General features: G+C 42.7%; 25 protein-coding genes. 4 read left to right on the plus strand and 21 right to left on the minus strand.

Annotated elements, in window-relative coordinates:
* Window positions 1–8: 8 nt before the first annotated feature.
* From M3180_RS14885 to M3180_RS14895, 3 genes are all read right to left on the minus strand, one after another.
* On the minus strand, window positions 9–1,055 hold the full coding sequence (locus M3180_RS14885) for a zinc-binding alcohol dehydrogenase family protein (protein ID WP_251668863.1): 1,047 nt from the start codon (window positions 1,053–1,055) through the stop codon (window positions 9–11).
* Window positions 1,056–1,088: 33 nt separating this feature from the next.
* Window positions 1,089–2,021: an aldo/keto reductase gene (locus tag M3180_RS14890; protein ID WP_251668865.1), complete on the minus strand. Its 933-nt coding sequence runs from the start codon at window positions 2,019–2,021 to the stop codon at window positions 1,089–1,091.
* Between the two features lie 101 nt (window positions 2,022–2,122).
* Window positions 2,123–2,977: an amidohydrolase family protein gene (locus M3180_RS14895; protein WP_251668882.1), complete on the minus strand. Its 855-nt coding sequence runs from the start codon at window positions 2,975–2,977 to the stop codon at window positions 2,123–2,125.
* Window positions 2,978–3,106: 129 nt separating this feature from the next.
* On the opposite strand from M3180_RS14895, the gene M3180_RS14900 reads away from it, so the two are divergent.
* On the plus strand, window positions 3,107–3,967 hold the full coding sequence (locus M3180_RS14900) for a helix-turn-helix transcriptional regulator (RefSeq protein ID WP_251668884.1): 861 nt from the start codon (window positions 3,107–3,109) through the stop codon (window positions 3,965–3,967).
* A 15-nt stretch (window positions 3,968–3,982) separates the two neighbouring features.
* Here M3180_RS14900 and M3180_RS14905 read toward each other — a convergent pair whose 3' ends face one another.
* From M3180_RS14905 to M3180_RS14920, 4 genes are all read right to left on the minus strand, one after another.
* Window positions 3,983–4,339, minus strand: coding sequence for a winged helix-turn-helix transcriptional regulator (locus tag M3180_RS14905; RefSeq protein ID WP_251668886.1), 357 nt, complete (start codon window positions 4,337–4,339; stop codon window positions 3,983–3,985).
* A gap of 155 nt (window positions 4,340–4,494) precedes the next feature.
* The gene (hxlB, locus tag M3180_RS14910; RefSeq protein ID WP_251668888.1) at window positions 4,495–5,058 is read right to left on the minus strand and encodes a 6-phospho-3-hexuloisomerase; all 564 of its coding nucleotides are present in this window, start codon (window positions 5,056–5,058) and stop codon (window positions 4,495–4,497) included.
* A 5-nt stretch (window positions 5,059–5,063) separates the two neighbouring features.
* Window positions 5,064–5,696, minus strand: a complete 633-nt coding sequence (hxlA, locus tag M3180_RS14915; protein ID WP_251668890.1) for a 3-hexulose-6-phosphate synthase — start codon at window positions 5,694–5,696, stop codon at window positions 5,064–5,066.
* Between the two features lie 175 nt (window positions 5,697–5,871).
* Window positions 5,872–7,971, minus strand: a complete 2,100-nt coding sequence (locus M3180_RS14920; RefSeq protein ID WP_251668892.1) for an alpha-L-rhamnosidase-related protein — start codon at window positions 7,969–7,971, stop codon at window positions 5,872–5,874.
* Between the two features lie 78 nt (window positions 7,972–8,049).
* Between M3180_RS14920 and M3180_RS14925 the strand changes: the two genes are divergently transcribed.
* Window positions 8,050–9,000 (plus strand): helix-turn-helix domain-containing protein, encoded by a 951-nt coding sequence (locus tag M3180_RS14925; protein ID WP_251669054.1) that lies wholly within the window; start codon window positions 8,050–8,052, stop codon window positions 8,998–9,000.
* Window positions 9,001–9,085: 85 nt separating this feature from the next.
* On the opposite strand, the gene M3180_RS14930 is transcribed toward M3180_RS14925, so the two are convergent.
* The gene (locus M3180_RS14930) at window positions 9,086–9,970 is read right to left on the minus strand and encodes an alpha/beta fold hydrolase (RefSeq protein WP_251668894.1); all 885 of its coding nucleotides are present in this window, start codon (window positions 9,968–9,970) and stop codon (window positions 9,086–9,088) included.
* Window positions 9,971–10,183: 213 nt separating this feature from the next.
* On the opposite strand from M3180_RS14930, the gene M3180_RS14935 reads away from it, so the two are divergent.
* Window positions 10,184–10,501, plus strand: a complete 318-nt coding sequence (locus M3180_RS14935) for a hypothetical protein (protein WP_251668896.1) — start codon at window positions 10,184–10,186, stop codon at window positions 10,499–10,501.
* A 41-nt stretch (window positions 10,502–10,542) separates the two neighbouring features.
* Here the strand turns inward: M3180_RS14935 and M3180_RS14940 are convergent, their stop codons facing one another.
* Window positions 10,543–10,992 (minus strand): hypothetical protein, encoded by a 450-nt coding sequence (locus M3180_RS14940; protein WP_251668898.1) that lies wholly within the window; start codon window positions 10,990–10,992, stop codon window positions 10,543–10,545.
* Between the two features lie 269 nt (window positions 10,993–11,261).
* Here M3180_RS14940 and M3180_RS14945 point away from each other — a divergent pair, with 269 nt between their 5' ends.
* Window positions 11,262–11,540 (plus strand): hypothetical protein, encoded by a 279-nt coding sequence (locus M3180_RS14945; RefSeq protein ID WP_251668900.1) that lies wholly within the window; start codon window positions 11,262–11,264, stop codon window positions 11,538–11,540.
* A gap of 95 nt (window positions 11,541–11,635) precedes the next feature.
* Here the strand turns inward: M3180_RS14945 and M3180_RS14950 are convergent, their stop codons facing one another.
* The 12 genes from M3180_RS14950 to ctaD all read right to left on the minus strand — a co-directional run bounded on the left by M3180_RS14950 (window position 11,636) and on the right by ctaD (window position 21,271).
* A complete protein-coding gene (locus tag M3180_RS14950; RefSeq protein WP_251668901.1) occupies window positions 11,636–12,121 on the minus strand; it encodes a small multi-drug export protein in 486 nt (161 codons plus the stop codon).
* Between the two features lie 114 nt (window positions 12,122–12,235).
* On the minus strand, window positions 12,236–12,412 hold the full coding sequence (locus M3180_RS14955; RefSeq protein ID WP_251668903.1) for a glycine zipper domain-containing protein: 177 nt from the start codon (window positions 12,410–12,412) through the stop codon (window positions 12,236–12,238).
* A gap of 77 nt (window positions 12,413–12,489) precedes the next feature.
* The gene (locus M3180_RS14960) at window positions 12,490–13,803 is read right to left on the minus strand and encodes an ABC transporter permease (protein WP_251668905.1); all 1,314 of its coding nucleotides are present in this window, start codon (window positions 13,801–13,803) and stop codon (window positions 12,490–12,492) included.
* Complete coding sequence (locus tag M3180_RS14965) at window positions 13,796–14,698, minus strand: ABC transporter ATP-binding protein (protein WP_251668907.1); 903 nt, start codon at window positions 14,696–14,698, stop codon at window positions 13,796–13,798. Before M3180_RS14965 ends, M3180_RS14960 begins: the two co-directional genes overlap by 8 nt.
* Before the next feature lie 19 nt (window positions 14,699–14,717).
* Entirely contained in the window at window positions 14,718–15,623 is a 906-nt protein-coding gene (locus M3180_RS14970; protein ID WP_251668909.1) for an ABC transporter ATP-binding protein, read from the minus strand.
* 12 nt (window positions 15,624–15,635) lie between these two features.
* Window positions 15,636–16,022, minus strand: coding sequence for a GntR family transcriptional regulator (locus M3180_RS14975; RefSeq protein ID WP_251668911.1), 387 nt, complete (start codon window positions 16,020–16,022; stop codon window positions 15,636–15,638).
* A 14-nt stretch (window positions 16,023–16,036) separates the two neighbouring features.
* Window positions 16,037–16,762: a hypothetical protein gene (locus M3180_RS14980; protein WP_251668913.1), complete on the minus strand. Its 726-nt coding sequence runs from the start codon at window positions 16,760–16,762 to the stop codon at window positions 16,037–16,039.
* Between the two features lie 199 nt (window positions 16,763–16,961).
* Window positions 16,962–17,432, minus strand: a complete 471-nt coding sequence (locus tag M3180_RS14985) for a DUF420 domain-containing protein (RefSeq protein ID WP_251668915.1) — start codon at window positions 17,430–17,432, stop codon at window positions 16,962–16,964.
* 26 nt (window positions 17,433–17,458) lie between these two features.
* On the minus strand, window positions 17,459–18,373 hold the full coding sequence (gene ctaG / locus M3180_RS14990; RefSeq protein WP_251668917.1) for a cytochrome c oxidase assembly factor CtaG: 915 nt from the start codon (window positions 18,371–18,373) through the stop codon (window positions 17,459–17,461).
* A 123-nt stretch (window positions 18,374–18,496) separates the two neighbouring features.
* Complete coding sequence (locus M3180_RS14995; protein WP_251668919.1) at window positions 18,497–18,817, minus strand: cytochrome C oxidase subunit IV family protein; 321 nt, start codon at window positions 18,815–18,817, stop codon at window positions 18,497–18,499.
* Window positions 18,818–18,821: 4 nt separating this feature from the next.
* Window positions 18,822–19,439, minus strand: a complete 618-nt coding sequence (locus tag M3180_RS15000; RefSeq protein ID WP_251668921.1) for a cytochrome (ubi)quinol oxidase subunit III — start codon at window positions 19,437–19,439, stop codon at window positions 18,822–18,824.
* Entirely contained in the window at window positions 19,436–21,271 is a 1,836-nt protein-coding gene (ctaD, locus tag M3180_RS15005) for a cytochrome c oxidase subunit I (RefSeq protein WP_251669056.1), read from the minus strand. The genes M3180_RS15000 and ctaD overlap by 4 nt, the downstream gene beginning before the upstream one ends.
* Between the last annotated feature and the right edge of the window lie 57 nt (window positions 21,272–21,328).

Raw genomic sequence — 21,328 nt, forward strand, 5'->3', positions numbered from 1 at the left:
GATTAGTGCTAAACCTCTACAATCGCTTTTATGACTTTGCTTGTTGGATTAAGCCAAATCTCGAATTCGTCTATCATCTGATCAAAGGGCGAACGATGCGTAATATATTGGTTAATATCCAAGCTTCCACTGCGTAGCACCGCAGCTACATGACGGAAGTCAGCAGCTGTTGCATTACGACTGCCCATCAGTGTCAGCTCACGCTTATGGAATTCTGGGTCAGAGAATGAGATTTCTCCTTTTACAAGACCTACAAAGATCAGCTGTCCTCCATGTGCAACGAGCTCGAATGAATCCTTCATTGATGAGGCGTTACCTGTAGCATCGAACACGGCTGTCGGAAATTCTCCATTCGTTAGCTTGGCAAGTCGCTGCTTCACATCAATTTGCTCTCCATTATTCGTAAGCTCCATCGCTAATGCATTAATCGTCTCATCTGCTTTAGCCCATGCTCTGCAAAAAGCAAGTCGTTCCTCATTAATATCCATTGCAATAACCTTAGCTCCCGTATGCTTTGCAAAGGCCATTACAGCAAGGCCGATCGGACCTGAGCCAATAACAAGCACTGTGTCGTGCGGCCCAATATCTGCCCGTCTTACAGCATGTGCACCTATCGCAAGAGGCTCAATCATCGCGGCTTCATCCAGGGTTAGCCCATCCGCTTGAATAAGATGTGACACAGGCACTGCAATTCGCTCTCGCATTCCCCCATCTACATGAACACCAAGCACCTGCATATTCATGCAGCAGTTTGTTGTTCCTCTGCGGCAGGCAATACACTGCCCGCAATGCAGATAGGGAATAATAGCTACTTTATCTCCAGCTGCTAGACCAGCAGTATTCTCACCAATCTGCTCGATGACACCACTCAGCTCATGGCCCAAAATTCTTGGATATTGGAAGAACGGTTGATTGCCCTTGAACGCATGGTAATCGGTACCGCATATCCCAATTCTACGAATCGATACGATCGCATGCTCTTCTGTTAACTTGGGCTCAGGCATACTGTCCAGCATTCGGAATACACCAACCTCTTCACATACAATCCCCTTCATACGTCACCTCTTTTCTACAATTGCTTCGTTCCTTTATTTGTTATAAAGCGGTATTCCGCTTTCCCACGTAACGTTATGAATTGGCTGTAGAATTTGTAAGATCTCATTCAACAGCTCTTCATCAATCGGTTCTTCAATCCATGCAGCATTTCTTATGATGTTATCAGGATTGGCCGTACTGACGAGCGTAGTAGGTATGCTTGGGTGACTTGTTGAAAACTGAACCGCCAGCTTAGCAATGTCAGCTCCTCTTACCTCAGCTAGTTTTGCAGCACGCATGCATGCTTCCTTCACCATCTCTGGAGCTGGGTGCCAATCAGGCGCTCCTCGAGTGCTTAAGAGTCCCATTGAGAGCGGTGAAGCATTAATTAGACCAACCTGATGCTTCTCCAGGAGTGGTAGCAGCTTGAGCAAGGAATGATCATTCAGAGAATAATGACAATAAGAGATAATGGCATCCACTTGAACCTTCGGAAGCATATGCTCAAAAAGCGCAAGCGGCAAGCCGCAAATGCCGGAGAAGCGGATTTTGCCTTGTTCCTTTAGCGAGTTCAACGCAGGGATTGCTTCTTCTATAATGATATCGGGTTGAACAAATTCAATATCATGCAAAAATAAAAAGTCCACATAGTCAGTTTTAAGTCTGCGAAGACTCTCTTCTAGACTGGATATGATGGTAGCCCTCGAATAGTCGAACGTATCGATCCCGTATCTGCCCGCTTTGGTGCTTAAATAAAAGCGATCCCGTGAGGTCTGACTAATCGCTTCACCTAAAACGGTCTCTGCCTTCGTCGCCCCATAATATGGTGAGACATCGATGAGATTAATTCCCGCATCAAGCGCTGCATGCATGGTGCGAATTCCTTCTCTGTCATCCGTTTCTCGAAACACGGAACCGAGTGAGGACGCGCCAAAGCTAAGTGTTGAAACCTCTAGTCCTGTACTTCCTAATAGACGATACTTCATGCCCAACCTCCAATTAACCTTTGAATATTATCCTCTTCACTAACCATTACAGCTAATACCTTTATCACATGTGCTTTCCTGTGTAACCGGGGTGTTCATTATTATTGAGGCATTGAATTTAGCTCATTTAGCTTATAGAAAGCTCTAGCGTTTTCACCAAACAGCTTCGCTCGCTCATGCTCATTCCACATGTCCGGTAGGTTCCCTTCTAATACCCCTACCACCTCATCGTAGCTTGCCGCAAGGAGGCAAACGGGCCAATCTGTTCCGAACATGACGCGATCCGTGCCAAAAGCATGGAGTGCATGCTCGATATAACGTCTAAATTGCTCAGGCTTCCATGCTTGGTGATCAGCCTCAGTCACCATGCCAGAAAGCTTGCAGTATAGTTTCGGATGTTTTGCTGCCCGCTCCAGCTGTGCTGCCCAAGGCTCGAATGCTTGCTCCGCGATTCTCGGCTTGCCAATATGATCAATGACGCCTCTCAGGCCAGGTACTGCATCTAGCAGCTCATTCAGCACTTCCAGCTGATTCGATGTGACGAGAAGATCGACGGGAATATCCTCTCTTGCATACTCTTGAAGCGCTTCCACAAAGCTGCGTTCAAGTACACGGCTTGCATCTGACATCTCTTGTATCATGAGACGAAAGCCGACGAATTTCGGGTGCTTCCGAAACTGTTCGTAATGTGTTCGGTGAGCGGGATTGAATAAATCGAGATATCCAACGACACCAAGAATAGAATCGGAGCGATCAGCTAATGACAATAAATACTCTGTCTCTTCTATCGTAGGAGCTGCTTGCACAACAATCGTACCGTCGATATGGTGCTTCTGTAGATGGATGTCGAGATCTTCAGGCATAAAGTCTCTGTACAGCGCCAGCAAGTCCGGCGTAATCCAACCATAATCCGTTCGTGTCATCGACCAATAATGCTGATGAGCATCAATACGCATATAAATCCTCTCCCCTCTTGATGATTATGATTGTACACGTATAATAGGGAATATAAATATCATATTTTTACAAATTTATGTCCGATTATGATCTATTCATCCCATGGGACAAAAGAGGAGACAATCCGAATGGAACCGATTCGTAAACCTTTTTATGTTGATCCAATATTTCCGCTTGAGGTTGTCTATAAAGGGCTTAGAGATACGGGAAATGAGCTGCCTGATCATTTGCATGATCTATATGAAATCGTCTATATCCACGAAGGCAGTGGCACGTTTTTTATCGATCATTCCTTGTACGAAAAAAAGCCCGGTGATTTATATCTCATACCGGGCAATACGATTCATCGTTCATTTCCGTCTGCTGATGAACCGATCGTTTCTACTGCTATATTTTTTGCACCGTCACTCGTCCAAACCTTTGTTCTAGGCAATGAATATGACCCCTTTAAGGGCTTTGACATTGCTAGAAAGACGAGGAACTACAAGCTGACTTTACCTAAGTCCGTCCAACTAAGGATCGAAGCAACGATTGAACATATGGGTCATGAATTACAAGAGAAAAATGAGGGATATCGCCAAGCACTTTGGCTGCAATTGCAGCAGATACTGCTTGAATTATTCCGACATCCAATGATGAAAACGGACACGTTAGCTGCAGCAGGGCTCGTTCCTCAATGGATGCAAAGCGCTTTGCATGACATTAATCTCGATCCTGTGCAATGCGGTGGACTTGCGGAATTGTCAGAGAAAGCCTGCGTCAGTGCAGGACACTTCTCGCGTGTCTTTAAACAGCTAACAGGCATGAACGTTACCGACTACGTAAATGCAAAGCGGATCGCCAAAGCAAAGGAGTTGCTTCTGTCGTCAGATGATACGATCGAAACGATCGCCCAAGGCTGCGGCTTTCAAGGCATGAGGCATTTTTACGAAACGTTCAAGAAGCTGACTGGCGAAACCCCAAAAAGCTATCGCCGCAAGGACAAGTGAAATCATAAAAAGATTTTACGATTTCCAGATGACATTTTCTCCATAGTTTTTTCCCCAATCGTACATCGCGTGCAATAAAGGCATTAAGGTCTTCCCGTATTCACTGAGGGAATACTCCACACGAGGCGGTACTTCAGCGAACACCTTGCGTTCGACTAGTTGATCTTCCTCTAGCTCACGCAGCTGATTTGTGAGCATCTTTTGTGTGATATGTGGAATCTGACGCTTCAGCTCACTAAACCGCTTCGTGCCTTCGAGCCCAAGATTCCATAATATAATTAACTTCCACTTACCTCCAATAACGGCAAGTGTCAGCTCTTTTTCACAGTTAATTTCCTGCAAATTAATTCTATCTTTCACTTCAGTGGCCATGAGACGAGCCTCCCATCTTCCATTCATACTAGAAACAACATCATTATGTTTATTCTACTAGAGGGGCATTGCAGATGCAAAGCATGCTCTGGACTCAATGATAAGGAAAAAGGACCAGAATCTGCTCTTGCTAGCAGATTCCGATCCTTATGTCATTATTCTAGGTTAGCGTGTCTGCCGAACATATCCGCTCCCGTGATCTCTTGTTTATTCATTAGTAACAATACTAGAGCATCCATGACTAGCAATAACCCCTGCTCAAAGAGTGAGCCCATCGGCTGGCTGGTGACGGCAGCACCAGCTGAAGCTGTCTCCTCCTTCGCCGATGCAGGTATTCGTACAACGGATTCTGCGACTTGACCAATCGTGGATTCCGGCTTGATTGTAACGAGACCAATCGTTGCTCCTGCACCTGCCGCCTTCTGAGCCATTAGCTTTAGGCTTCCTGTCTCACCTGAACCTGAGCAGAGCAGCAGCATATCACCCTGTCCAATGCCTGGTGTAACGGTCTCTCCAACCACATATACCTGTAAGCCGAGATGCATTAAGCGCATCGCAAATGCTTTACCCATAAGGCCAGATCGACCAGCTCCTGCAACGAATATTTTATTCGATCGAAGGATATGCTCCGCCATGCTTTGCATTTCCGAATCGTCGATCTGGCTAAGCGTATGCTGCAGCTCATTCAGAATATCGTTTACGTATTGATTACTGCTCATGCTGCTTAACCTTGCTTAATCAAGCGCTGGATTTCAGATGCAACTGCAGCTTTGTCATTCACGCCAGTAATTCCGCCACCGACAATAACAAGATCCGGCTGAGCCTTAATAACTTCTGGTAGTGTCTCAAGCTTGATGCCACCTGCAACTGCTGTTTTCGCGTTAGTTACGACACGCTTGATTGTTAACAAATCCTCGAATGGATTCTCGCCAGCAGCTTGCTGATCATAGCCCGTATGCACACAAATATAATCTGCGCCAAGAGCATCGACTTCACGTGCACGCTGCTCAAGATCCGCCACGTTAATCATATCTACTAGCACTTGCTTATTAAGTTTTTTCGCTTCCTCTACAGCACCTTGAATCGTCTTGTCATTCGCTACGCCAAGCACTGTAACTAGGTCTGCTCCTGCTTCAGAAGCTTTCATAATTTCATAGCCGCCTGCATCCATAACCTTGAGGTCTGCGAGTACTTCCAGATGAGGGAATGCTTCCTTCATTGCTTTAACTGCATGAAGCCCCTCGTTAATAACGATCGGCGTACCGATCTCAACGATGTCTACGTATTGTTCTACCTCTTTAACAAGTGCGATTCCGTCAGGGATATTTACAAGGTCCAATGCCAATTGTAATTTCATTATACATACTCTCCTTCTTGTTCAATTCTGCTTCATCATTATAGAACTGAACATACAACAGCGGAAGTACGCACTTATAAGTGGGATAGTTACTTGCAGTATACTATTGGAGTGTTAGGAAGCTATTTCTTATGGGTGCCTATAGGCTATCTCCATAGGACATTCAGCTTGAGATTCATATTAAGCTATTAGCTTTGTAAGAAATAACATAGCTTTCACCTGCTTCAATCGTTAGTTCATAGCAATCACTACCGATCGAGCGAACAATGCCATTGGTGCATTCAGGTAATTCGCTGCTTTCAATAACAAAACTCCCTTTTCCGTGCGTGCTGTGAACACGAATAGTAGTGAGGTCTACCTCGACACTAATTAATCCCTTTCCTGTAGGCACCGTTCCCTTCATATGCTCTAACCCACCGAGATTCGGTCGAATTTGATAGGTTTCATAGCCCGGTGAAGTAGGAGTTACGCCTAGAAAATATTTACCAAAAAGATATACTGGCCCTGCACCCCATGCATGACATAAGCTTTTGCCGAAGGCGACCCCGTACATGCTGTAATGGGCATCATCCGTAAGCGATGGATCATACTCCTCCCAAAAAGTCGTTGCACCGAGCGAGATCATGCCACCCCAATAAGAAAGAATCTCTTGCAGCACTTGGCGATGCTGCCCCGCTTCGCACAGCACCCCCATCTCGTGGAAGCGCATATATGGCGTGCGAATTTTGGGTACATCTGGATTCAACAGAACTTGTCGGACGACGCTATCGCGCTGCTCGGGCGTGAGATAATTGTAGCTCATGGCGAACATGCTAGCGTGCTTCGTCAGCATAGGCTGCGTGACGCCGTCGATTCGGTGATGCAGCAGTCCTCCTTTCTCCTCGTCCCAGAACAGTTCGAACGTTTTTGCTTTGATCTCTTGGGCAAGTTTTTCATAGGAATCAGTGGCCGTCTGATCACCCAGCAGTCTGGCGAACGTTCTCATCGCCTCTAAGCTTCGTACGAGCAGCAATTGAATCGTACTTACCGCACCCGTATTGTTAAGATCCGCCCAATCCACAAACACCCAATCCTGTGGCCTTCCCTCCAGGAAGCCTTCCTCATTGCGCTGCTTTAGACAGAATTCCATCATGCTCACTGCTCGGTCGTAATATTGCTTAATAAATTCCAAATCACCCGTGTAAAGATAATAATCTTGAAGTGAAATAAACCAATATAAAGAATAATCTAGAATTGTATTCATATGTCTCACTAGCGGATCTTTGCCCCTAAGAGCGATAAGCGTCCTGCGCGTTACATCCAAATCGAAAAAGCTATAGTAATTCATCAGAAATGCCTGGTATGCATCACCTGACCATACCCAGAAGTCTCTTTTAATGCCATCGAGAAAAAATTCCCTCGTATTCAAATGCAGCGTATACAGCCCCATCTCATATATCTCATTCAGCTTAGGATCTGAGCATTCGAACGAGCCTTGATAGGTAAGCGGTACATATTCATACAGCATCGATATGCGATCCCAGCTCACACCAGCATCTGCATGAATCCATACATAACGAAATGCATTCGCGTCTTCTAGCGTATAGATACCATCCTTAGCACGCGAACCTGCTTCTGTAGCATCGAATTGATCCAAGCTGTAGCATTCCCCAGGCGATATGGCCTCTGCAATCGATTCACCGTAATAAATATTCACGGACCCAGCGCCCTTCAAATTATGAAATTGCAAATATCCGAATGTCTCACGACCAAAGTCAAGAAACGGATGGTCGTCCCTAAGCTCTTCCGAAGCAGGCTCCTTTGGCGTAACGTCTAAACGGAACTGTGATGGACGATTTTCTGGTGAGTCAAACGTCCAAGATGCTGCCGGCAGCCAATCGTTCTGATAGGAGCTTACTTCCCAGCTAGAGTCTGTCCGAATATGTGATCCTTCAATGAATAACGCAGGAGCCTCTACATCATTAAACACACAGACTAGAATTTCATGGTGTCCGGCTGGAAGCGTAACAACCGAATCATTAAAACGGGCATTGTCTTTCCCGTCAAGAATAAGTGAGAACGTCCCATCGGAAGTAATTTTGATTTGTTCCTCCTGTGGAAGGTCATACGTATATCTAAAGATTATGTTTGAATAGTGACGATCAAGCCGCCAAAAGGCAGGATACATGACCCCTCGTGACCTCCGTTTGACTGACAGCTTCTCGTGCAGCCTTATCTCAAAATCTCCGGGATACCAAATCCAGAACGCAGTTTGATTGCTTGAGCTTTGATCCATTACACTTTCCCCTTTTCCTTTTATGGGTATGATTGTATACTATTTGCAACTAAGCGGAGAAAGGGTATTGTGACAAATATGGTTGGTAGTCATGACATATCGATTAAAAAAGAGACGAACAAAGCAAAAAAGGCACAAATCCATCATTCATCGGTATCTGAGCTATTTCGAGGATCTTTTCCACTGTTTGTTAATCGTTATCATGAGGGTTTCGACCTACGTGAGCATGATCACGAATTCTTGGAACTGGTATATATTACGTCAGGAGAGGGCTACCATTATGTCGGTGAGAGCATGGAACGCACCGCTAAAGGATATATGTACCTATTGCCACTAGGCACCTCACATATATTACGTCCCAGTGATGCATCTGGAAAGCATAAACTAGTCGTCTACAATCTCTGTATCCGTCCTGAGTTTATCAGTGAGCTAAAGAGTTGGTTAGCTTCATACAGCACGAGTTCGAATCATATATTATGGTCAATTTTCGATGGCGTGCCAGGGAGCTACATTCGGATCGTAGATAAAGCAATGCGGCTCGGGAGTGCATTCGAACAGCTTCATCAAGAATATGAGGAGATGAAACCAGGATATGAGGCGAGCATGATGTCCATTCTGCTTCAGCTGATAGTACATATAGCCCGACAACTGGAGCAATTAGAAAATATCGATAACAACATGGTTGGCAATAGTGCAACGCCTACTGATATGTCGCTTGCAATAGATTATATCAATGAACATCTAACAGACCCTTTGACGCTTGAAAGTATAGCTGAGAAATCCGGCATGAGCCAACGGCATTTCATACGTTTATTCGGCAAGTGGACCGGAATGGGGTTTTCTGATTATGTACAGCATAAACGGATGGAGCTTGCATGCAGATTGCTAGTCGAGACCGATCATAAAATCGATCATATCGCAAATAACGTAGGCTATCGTGATATAGCACATTTCCGGCAGGTATTTCGTAAATGGTTGGGAACAAGTCCGAGCGAATATCGAAAAAAAGAAAAAGTGTACGATCAATAAAACATAGAGATAGTTAAGAGCGATTGGCTTTAATCATCTCTATGTTCTAATAAGTCACCAAAAATATGATATGTGTTTCAACATATTAATCTACTAAAAATTGTATCACTTCATGGTTAACTTCTTCACTGTTTTCTATATTTAATGCGTGTCCTGCACCAGTAATATGGCGGGTCTTAATATGGGGGATTAAGCGTATGGCTCTGTCAAAAGCACGCTGTGGCTTATAGATAACCTCCTTATCCCCAATCATTAACAGCGCGGGGACTTTCACCTTTTTAAGCTCATCATCACTGAATACGGAAGGCACTAATATCTTATACTTCCAGCCAAACCCTACAATTCCGTAATAAAATTGCTCCAACAGTTTATCGCTCACTCTATGATGGTTTTCTTTCGCGATGAACCAACGGGCACAGAAGTCGATAATAACGAGTCGCGTACGGATAATGTTTGCCGCTAATAAACGTATGCCAAATTGTTTTGAGAATGAAGTGAATGATGCAGCTGGAGCGAGCAGAACGATCTTCTTGACACGACTTTGCATATGTATCGTGAAGTTCAATGTGTGCCAGCCTCCATTAGAATGTCCAATAAAAATTGCCTGCTCGATATTCAGCCCATCTAACAGCTGATTCAGCCAATTCACATAATCTTTTTTCTCACGGAAATGAGCTTTAACCGTACTACGGTTAAATTCCCCCATTACATCTACAGCATATACCTGATAGTCAGCAGAGAGCGTTTTAATGTTTGGGTACCACATCGTAGCACTAAAGCCGAAACCATTCAGTAATATGATTGGCTCACCGTTTGCTGGACCAGACCTTATGACATGGGTCGTGCCGTAATCCGTTTCTACATATATTGATTCATAGGGTACAGGCCATAGGGATAGCGTACTCTCATAAGCATTCATATAGTTCTTTTCATGCTGCAAGCTCTTAAATAGGGTAGACTGATTATTCATGACGATTTCGTTCCCCTTTAATTAACGTTTGGTTCAGCTGTTTCTATTGTTATATTAAACTTATCTTGAACTGCGAGTAGGACATCTGACCTAATTTTAATAATACAACACAAGGCTCAGAATGTGTCATATATTTTCCTATGTTCCTACTTTTTTCTATTCTCGAAAACGTCTTTAGCTTACGTATTAAATTTCAAATAGGATGGTGTAAGAATGAAAAGGTATATACTCGCATTTTTCTTTTTACTTTCTATTAGCTTAATCGTGACTGCATATTGGAGTCCTTGGTTGAATGATTCAACGGCGCGATCATTAGCAGTTAACCATTTTATTGAGTTTAACAGCTCTATTCAAGATGGATGCGGGATTATTTGTAAAGATTGTGGTGCCAAAGAAAATGTACAATGGGTCCCATTTGGGAGAAAGGTAACGATTGAGTATAGCTGTGGTGGACCAATTGATCCTGCTACGCTTCCAAAAAAACAGTCTAGTAACTGCTGCTGTCTCATTTATCGGAACAGTAAGACTTGAAGAATTCGAGGAGTGAACATTAAGGAGCATTGTTTACTCAATTATCCTTTTATGAAGCTTAATGCATTTTCGGATTGATGCTTTATGATACTTTCGGCAAACTGTTGATTAGGAAACCCTCTATGAAGCAACTTCAAAAAACCAGCAGTTAACGAAATATGGTGATAATATTGATAAAATAACATTCTATAAGGATCTAGCTTATCGTTATCAAAAAAATGATAGTGATCTCCAAATCGAATGTGTAGAAAAGCATGCTCATACTCAATATCAAAAAATTCAGCACCTTCGATATCAATGACATAGGGGACTAATTTGTTATTAACAATGAAATGATCAGGACCTAATTCCCCATGAATAAAGCCATAACGATTTCTATATGTAATCCTTGATTCCAGTTCCTGCAATTTTTCCAGTAGCTTGTTATGATTAATCTTAAAATCTTCTAGAAATTTACTGATATAACGTAAATCTGTCTTGGACTTCTGCATTTGCAATTTGTGACACATTAGATACTGTAAAACCTGTACCGAAAACCATCTTCACATAACTTTGTAAATCGTTTCTCGTTATAAGTAAAGTATTATCCATTGTAATAAACTCCTTTTCAAAGTTTTACGATCAAATTAATAATAGTATAAATTTTACAAATTTTATAGACTTTTCATGAAAAGATTGTTAGGATGTTGTTTGAGGTGTTTACAAATAGACAATCGGGTCATAGCAAGCGTATTGTTTCTTTTACGAAGAGGTGAGATTGATGAATAAAAAAATATTATTAGGTATCACTGTTAGTCTAATAGTGGTTGCTTCTACGGTGTTCGCTACTTACGACCTTAATTCTTCATCGACGACTGAGAAAACAATAGACAGTAAGATTTCTATTAGTGAATTTGAAGAAATGCGTGATATTTTTGATAAAGTCAATTCAGGAGAGCTACCCATTTCTGCATTAAAAGATGCGGAAGCTTTATTAGAGAGAAATACCTATTATGTTATGCCTGAAACTTTGAAAGCCTATCAGGAGCTTACACAGTAATAATTTGTCTAATTAATTTAAAAGGGCAAATATCCGTCGTCTAGCGACCGATATTTGCCCTTTTTTCATTTGAATATTCTTTTTTAGAGACGATATTACTTTACAAGATTAATACCCAACAGCACTAAAATCCCCGTACCAACAGCCCATACTACAATAGCAATCGTTTGCCAAATAATTACGTATCTTTTCGATGCACCTGATGCAATACAAATTAAAGCAGCGATATGGTCACCGATCAACAACGGACCAAGGAGTGATACTCCGGGAACGCCATACTTATGGAATAGCTTCTGTCCTCGTTCTAGTCGTTTGTTTTGCTTTTCTTGTTTACGTTCAGATGTTTTTCTACTTTGTAGCCACTGCTTAACACGATCACTAGCCAGGATAACAACCATAACTGAGATCCAGTTTCCAACGATTGCAGCTAGTATTGTCATCACTGGAGAGAATCCAATCGCAATCCCAACAGGTACTGCAAAATAGCCTTCGATAAATGGGATCATTGCTACAATCATAACCCCAATGAATTGTAATATCGGATTTGAGTTTTGCAACTCTTGTAAAAATTGCTCTAGCATGTTGTACCATCCTTTTTTGATGTATGCAAGTCTTCTAGTCGTAATGTATGACAACATTACGTATTGCCCACAGTTGCCCTTTTATATAAAGATATTCTCTTTTAACTCCAATAATCACTTACATTTGGGTGAACTGAAAGCTGTAGAGCTGAATGCTAGACCTACTCCAACGCCAATCGCCATACCAACGGCAATGTTATCCAGTGCCACCCCGATAGCAATCCCTATTGCAATACCCATTATCATACCTGAAGCAGACTTTTTTTGATTCGGGCCTTTACATGGACGCATGACTAGCGCCTCCCCTCTTCAGATGAGTAATCCCCTCTTTCAATGACATTACGTATTGCCCACAGTTCCATCAATCCTTAGATTTTGTACGCCTTCATCGCCTTGCGAAGCTCTTTCATGCTTGGGCGCTTACCGTACATCAATACACCTGTGCGGTAAATCTTCGCGGAGAGTACAACCGCCAAGTAGATTGTAACGAGTAAAATTGCAAACGATACGAGTACTTCCCATAGCGCAATATCTGTTAATCCAAGTCTTAACACCATAACGAATGGTGAGAACAATGGAATATGACTGCAAATTTTTACGAGTAAGCTATCTGGTGTAGAGATACTGAAGATCGCAATGTAGAAGCCTGCTAATGAGATAAATGTCATTGGCATTACGGCATTACCCAGATCCTCTGTTCTGCTTACAATTGAGCCAAGCGCTGCGTATAGCGTTGCGAATAGGAAGAAGCCCGCCAAGAAATACAAGCCTGCGAATACGAGTAGCATTGGATCAACTACAGACAGATCAATATTAAGCTCCTTCAGCATTTCAGCATTATGTGGTAGGCTCAGGTTAATCGCACCAACTGCAAGATAAGATGCAAGCTGAATAATGACGATCAGGAACATACCTGTAATTTTACCGAACATGCTTGTTAGCGGAGATACGCTTGTAATTAATACTTCCATTACACGGCTGCTTTTTTCTGCTGTTACCTCGGAAGCGATCATTTGACCAGAGATCATTACCGCCATGAATAAGAAAATAATGATGAAGTAGATAATGCCCATATTAACGCCTTGCTCTTCAGCTGTTTTACCTTCACCTTCGCCGCCAGCAGACAATGATCCTTTAATTTGTACAGCATCGACAACAATTGGTGCTTGAAGCTCCTTCATTTGCTGTTCGGTTAGTCCTGCCTCTGACAAAATGTTATTGTGACGAATGACTTGTAATGCTGATTCAATCTGAGACGCTACGGAATAATCGAGCAGCTTCTCACTTTTCACGATAATTTCTGGGAAGCCACTATCTGTTGCTTCACCAAACTGCAAATAGCTGTATAGCTCACCTGCATCTAGCTCTGACTTCAGTGTTTCTTCGTCGCTAGCTGCATTGCCTGACGTTGCAAATCCTTTGAATGTTAGCTTACTGCCTTCAATATTAGCAAAATACTGCTCTAACTGCTGGCCAGTAACTGATCCAATGGATTGCCCATCTTGAATATAGCCAACCGTTTGCGTCTTATCTTCGCCGCCACCCTGGAATTGCATAATGATATAAGGAATGTTGACTACAACTGAAATAATAAGCAAAAATACGAGAGTAGAAATAATAAATGCTTTTGCTTTTAATTTATTCATTACGGTAAAACGTACAACTGTCCAGAAATTATTCATTACGATCACCAACCGTTCTAATAAAGATTTCGTTCAATGTAGGCTCTTTCACTTGGAAATGCTCGATTTCTGTTTGAGATAAAGCATGATTAAGAATTTGTGCAGCTACTTTTTCTTCTGCAATTTCAATCTCTAGTCCATTTTCATGGCGATGTACTGCTTTTACTCCTGAAAGCTGTTCTAAACCTGCAACCTCTTCCTTTGTTTGCAGCCATACTTTTTCTTTCGGGAATTTGCTTTTAATATCTTTAACGCTACCTTTAACAACTTCCTTCGAGCGATGAAGAATTGTAATATTACGGCATAGCTCCTCTACATGCTCCATGCGGTGAGTAGAGAATACGATGCTTGCACCGTTATCACGCAGCTCCTTCACCGTTGCCTTCAACAGCTCAACGTTTACCGGGTCAAGACCACTGAATGCTTCATCCATAATAATAAATTGCGGATTATGAATGACTGCAGAAATAAATTGAATTTTTTGCTGATTCCCTTTGGACAGCTCCTCGACACGTTTATTGTAATTTTCAGGTACCTCGAAGCGCTCAAGCCAATACTTTAGACTGCGATCTGCGTCTTTCGCTGACATGCCTTTAAGCTGAGCGAGATAGATTAATTGCTCACTTACGCGAATTTTAGGATACAGCCCGCGCTCCTCTGGCAGATAACCTACGTTTTTCAACAATTCGTTGCTGTACGGCTTCCCGTTATATTTTATCTCGCCTTGGTCTGGATAGATAAGTCCTAGAATCATACGCATCGTTGTCGTTTTACCTGCGCCGTTAGCTCCTAATAGACCATAAATTTCTCCTTTAGACACTTCAAACTGGACGCCGCTGACTGCTGTTTTGTCTGCATAGTGCTTTACTACATTATTCACTACTAATGGATTCACAGTATTCCCCACCTTATCATTATTTTGCGTATTGTCTTGCCTTTTTCATATGCTGAAATAATATTTCATCAAGCTCTAAAATCTGTTTGCTGCGCACGGTCAATTCCTGACCTTCCAGCCAGCGTTCAGCTTCAAAGCTATTCGAACAAACAATCTCGTAAAACCCACTGCTAACTACTTTATGCTCGCAATAGCCCGGCATTAGATGTGGATCAAATGTACCGCCAGATGGAGCCTCGATAAAGTACGTTGACCAGCTTTGCAGCAGCTCATCCTTTTCATAGGTTCCAAGCACCTGCCCATCTACAAGGAATACGATATAGTCAGCAAGCCGCTTCACTTCATCAACGATATGCGTTGCCATCAATATGGTATGATCCTCATTCTCCATATATTGATGTAGCACCTCAATCATCGTTTTCCACGCGATCGGATCGAGTCCAGAGGATGGCTCATCTAGTAAAAGCAGCTTCGGATGGTGAGCCATTGCGATCGACAGATCGAACTTACGCCTCATTCCTTTTGACATTTTTTTAAGCTGCAGATCGTCTCTTGTCGTAAGAATAGAAAGTAAACGCTGATACGTTTCATTGTTCCAATTTTGAAACCATTTGGCATGAAACTGTGCCTTCGCATAGCCTTTCAAGAAATCATCAAATGAAGTCGCCTCTTCTGGCAAATGACCGATCAACTGCTTTAGCTCATCATCGTTATGATGATTAAGCTGTTGATCGAGTACCGTAACGCTTCCCTGGTGAGGCTTAAGAATGTTCATGATCATTCGGAATAATGTGCTTTTGCCTGAGCCATTAGGTCCTACGATCGCAGTCACATAGCCCTTAGGGATCGAAAGTGTGACCGGCCCTAATGCGAAATGATCTCTAGTAAGCTTCACATCCTGCAGTTCAATCGCATATTCTCCCATATTCAATCTCCTTTACGGTTCATAATGCTGCAGCTTTTCTTTTAGCAGCATTTCAAGCTCCTGCTTGGTACACTGTACACGCTCAGCTGCTTCAAGCAACTGATCAATCGCTTCGTTCACAACACTGTGCTTCTGCTCCTCACGCGACTCCTTCTCCACATGGGATACATACGTACCAGTGCCTTGCTTTGTACGAAGCAGGCCTTCCGCCTCCAAATCGCTATAGACTCGCTTTATGGTGATAACACTGCATTTCAGCTGTGAGGCTAGCTCTCTGATCGAAGGCAGCAAGGTTCCTGCTTGAAGCGATCCACTAATGATAAGTGCTCGAAGCTGGACTTCTATCTGATAATACAATGGCTCCGCACTTTGCTCACTAATCGCGATCGGTAGCCTCATCACTTATCACCTTCTTATGCTGTTATATTTCTAGTTCTCACTCTTTCATTAATTATGCGAAATGCAAGGAAAAAGCTTGCAATAATAAGTATGATGCTTGCTGCGATCATCAAGACCGGTGATTTCTGTACAGCATCATATATTCCCTTTAATAAGTAGAAATCAAAGATAAATACATAAGCGATAACGACCGCGAGCTTGATAAAGGGAATGGTCCAGCAGTAAACCGTATACTTCTTGTAAGAAAAGCACATCTCCATATAGAGATAAAATAAATTGAATACGTAAATGATTGCAAATACTGTTAATCCATGCATGATATAAGGTCCAAGCTCAATTGAGACTCCACGACTGGCTATCATAATCCATCCAGTTAAGGCGTAATAAGCGACAACCGCTAAAAAGCTAAATAATGTAACTCCGGTAAGTCTAGACCATACAATTTGGTCAATTTTTATTGGTAGCGAGCGCCAATACGCTAACCGTTCTGCTAGCAAATCCTTTTTCCAGCCATACCCATAGAGATGAGTTGTAACTAGACCTACAACGGATAACACCATAATAATAAGATAGTCCATTAAAAACTGATCCTCATAACTATTCGTTGCAATAATTTCAACCATGCCATCACTTGTAAAAATGGATATATAAGTGATAAACACTAGTAAGACAAGGTTTTTCCACCGCGCATTACGGATATCATTCCATAGCAGATAGTGTACCCCTTCCCAATACTTCATCGAGTATCCTCCTTGCATGATTAACATCAGCGCTGTATATACTGTATATATCTATATACACAGTATATACACGCTATAATGTCGTGTCAACTATTTTCCAGGAAATATTTTCATTAATTTTTTGTATACGATTTTTGCATTCACTCTCCTAATAAAAAAGCGCAAGCTGCGGTTGCAGCTTGCGCTAGATGTACATATGTTACTGTCGGAATAAAGCATCAATGAATGGCTCTGTATGACCACCTGGGTAGAAGATATAAAGTAAAAAGTACACTGTGACGCCAGTAATCGCTGTAATGAACCAGATGACGGCTGTTACCCGTCCCAGCTTGCGATGCTTGTCATATTTTTTCTTATAGCCTAAAGTTAAGGTCGTGATACCGAATACCGCAGCTACGGTTGCCAGTACAATGTGGAAAAACAAAAAGATAAGATAAATCGTCTTCAGACTATCCGGTCCACCCCATGTCGTATTACCAATAAAGATGGTCCGAGAGGCATAAATAATAAAAAAGATAATTGCAGCAATCGCTGCCCAGAACATCGTTTTCTGATGCTGCTCTCGCTTCTTGTTTAGAATCTGCTTCCAGCCGATTGCTACTAGAATTGCACTAAGCGCAATAAAAAACGTACTGATTGCAGGAAAAATTTCAAACTCATGACCTTCCATGTCCTGCTTGTCCTCCCCATCAATAATTATTTCTGCTTAATTGCCATCGCATCGCGCATCAGCTGCTCGTCAACTGCCTCCTGCTTATGCTCTCTTGTAAACCACTCACGAAATACAAACGCGAGCAATACACCATAGGTTACTTCTTGGATCAGCTTCATAACGATACCACCTGCTTGTTGGTCCTCGAGCGTGGTAAACGTATTGAAGAACTGAGGCCCTCCAAACTGCGTAAGCAAATAGCTTGTATCACCTGGAATACAGAAGCCCATAGCATTCACCCATACTTGTGGATCGTTGTAGATAGCGTAAAGCGGCTCATTCGAGAAAATGATAAGCGCACAGGCAGGCGTAAGTAAAACACCATTCGCAAATATGTATGCCATGCGCTTAACGTGTGACATATGCGGAATTTCCTTTATTGGCGTATTCACATGCCACCACATCATAAATGCAGCAACTAGCATCACTAGATAGTATAAACGATGGATAGCAAAATTGGTCATGACGTAATCATGAACAACAGGTATATGGTAGACCGAGAACATCATATTAAACAAAATAAGCGTAACTATCGGATGCATAAGAAATTTAAACTTGCCCCAGAACGAAGCAGAGAAAGCTTTCTTCCATATAAAGCCCGGAACAGCCGCAAGCACCATCGGAGGTACAATTAAATAGGACAATGCCATATTTGTCATATGGAACGAGAACATAATATGTCCTAGTAAAGCTAGCGGCCCCTCATACGCTAAGTAATAGAGTACGGCTGCAGTAATAAATAGCAGCTTTCTTCCTAAAGAAACCGGTGCTTCCTGTGGAAAATGCTTCTCGCGCCACGGCCCAACGAGATATAAATATCCGATGATGATCCCGATCGTTGCAAACAAAAACATTGGACTCCATACCTCTTGAAAATTAAAATATTGCAAGCCAAACATGTTGAAGCTCCTTTCTCATGCATCCATAGTACAAGTCTATATCCATCATACAGGGTTACGCAGTATAAGTGAATAGAAGAAGGGGGTCACTAGGACCCCCTTGCTAAATTGATCATGTCTATATTACCAAGTCGTCCAGAATAATGCCATGATCACACAAGTGAAGACAACGATGACTCCACTTAATATTGCAATAATCGCAAATGTATGTCCGCGATCCTTCATATGCATCCAAAAAGCCATTTGCACAAATACTTGAACAATCGCTAATACGACTAACAGGATATATACGAAATCAATATTGATCTCGCCAGCCATAACTAGAGCGAATGCGATGAAAGTTAATAGGATGGAGAATATAAAAGCGATAATATGCTTTTTTGAACCTTCTTGCTTTGTCGTTTTGACATCGCTGCGTTGCGTTGTTTGTTCATGTCCTGCCATAGTATTAACCCACCTTTCCCATCAAGTAAACGACTGTAAAGATGAATACCCATACAACGTCGATAAAGTGCCAGTATAAGCTGAACAGATACACTTTAGGAGCCGTTGTCGTATTTAATCCGCGTTTCTTCAATTGGAACAGCAATAGAATTACCCAGAACAATCCAAAGGCTACGTGCGCACCATGGAATCCAACCAATGTATAGAACGAGGTTGAAAATGCACTAGCGGAGAACGTATGTCCCATATGCGCATAATGGTTAAACTCGTAGATCTCAACTCCGAGGAACGCCGCTCCTAGAACAAGCGTTACAAGAAGCCAGCCAATGAGTCCTTTAACATCATGACGATGCATCGCCTGCATTGAAAATACACTTGTTAAGCTTGATGTTAACAACAGTGCAGTTGCAACAGCAACCAGTGCAAAGTCGAATAACTCATTCGGAGCAGGTCCATCCATGATTTGTCCACGTAATGTTAAGTACGCTGCGAATAGCGTACCGAACAATACCGTTTCTCCACCAAGGAATAACCAAAAACCAGTGATTTTATTGCGACCCTCTAGGGTAGCACGTTCTGGTTCATGCGGCAGTTGCCCTTCTACATGTGAATGTGAACTCATGCCTTAACCCCCTGATCTTTAAGAATTTCTTCTTCTTCGATATGGAAGCCATGGTCATCAAACCAAGAACGAAGCGCCATACATCCAAATGTAATAAGCAAGCCGGCAGCTCCAATGATTAGACCAGTAGTACCCCAATCAGCTGGCTTCGAGTACATGAAGCCAAAGCCTGCGATAAATAGGCCAACCGCCATGAAGAACGGTAAAATACTCGGTGACGGCATATGAATAGGGCCGATTGGCTCTACTGGCGTCATTTTTGTATTGCCTTCCATCTTTTCGTGCCACCATGCATCATAACCACGTACAAGTGGTGTTTGAGCAAAGTTGTATTCTGGTGCAGGTGATGGAATCGTCCACTCTAAAGTACGTCCATCCTCCCACGGGTCATTAGAAAGATTTTTTGGTTTACGCATCGTAATGACAACATTGATAAGGAACATAATCGTACCAACACCCATCATCAGTGCACCAATCGTACTAATGAAGTTCAAGTTGTTCAAGCCCATACCATCTAGGTATTGCCATATACGACGAGGCATACCTAATAGTCCAAGGAAATGCTGTACGAAGAATGTTAGATGGAAGCCGATGTAGAACATCCAGAACGTCCATATACCAAGCTTTTCACTTAGCATGCGGCCGAACATTTTTGGCCACCAATAATGCATTCCAGCAAAGATACCCATGACTAGACCACCTACGATAACGTAGTGGAAATGCGCTACAACGAAGTACGTATCATGATATTGATAGTCAGCTGGTGCAACAGCAAGCATTACCCCGGTAACTCCACCCATTACGAAGGTTGGAACAAAACCGACCGCGAACATGTTCGCAACGGTAAAGCGTATTGAGCCGCCCCACATCGTAAATAGCCAGTTGAATATTTTAATCCCCGTTGGTACGGCGATTAGCATCGTAGCAATCGAGAACAATGCGTTGGCAATGGCCCCAAGTCCTGTCGTAAACATATGGTGAGCCCAAACCATGAAGCCTAGGAAACCGATCAACACCGTCGCGAAGACCATGGAGCTGTAACCAAACAGACGTTTACGTGAGAAGGTCGATACAACTTCTGAGATAATACCGAATGCCGGTAGGATCAAGATGTATACCTCAGGGTGTCCGAAGATCCAGAAAATATGCTCCCATAGTACGACGTTACCGCCGGCACTTGGGTTAAAGAAATTACCGTTAAATATCCGGTCAAACATTAGCGCTGCAAGTCCAACGGTTAACGCAGGGAATGCGAAAAGGATAAGCGCTGATGTAATGAACGATGCCCATGTAAACATCGGCATACGCATGAAGGTCATGCCTGGAGCACGCATGTTGATAATGGTAACTAGGAAGTTGATACCACCTATCAGCGTACCGATACCAGAGATCTGCAGACCGATGACATAGTAATCCGTACCATGATGTTCTGTGTATGTAGTTCCCGAAAGTGGCGCATACATCGTCCACCCTGCATCAGGTACCGTACCAGCGATAAAACTGATGTTAAGTAAAAGTCCACCAAAGAAGAATGTCCAGAAGCCCAATGCGTTGACAAACGGATACGCAACGTCACGTGCCCCGATCTGTAGTGGAATAATAGCATTCATAAACCCGAATATGATCGGCATGGCTGCAAGAAAAATCATCGTTGTACCATGCATCGTAATCAATTCATTGTAAAACTGTGCCGATACGACGTCGGACTGAGGGAACATTAACTGTAATCGAATTAAGATTGCTTCTAGGCCACCAATAAGGAAGAAAAATCCTCCTGCAAGCAAATACATAATCCCTATTTTTTTGTGGTCAACCGTCGTTAACCAGTCCATAATTCCTGTACGACGCTTAACCGCATGCGCATGTGCATGTGCCAAGATAGCTACCTC

It is taken from the genome of Paenibacillus camelliae, assembly GCF_023715345.1.
Taxonomy (GTDB): domain Bacteria; phylum Bacillota; class Bacilli; order Paenibacillales; family Paenibacillaceae; genus Pristimantibacillus; species Pristimantibacillus camelliae.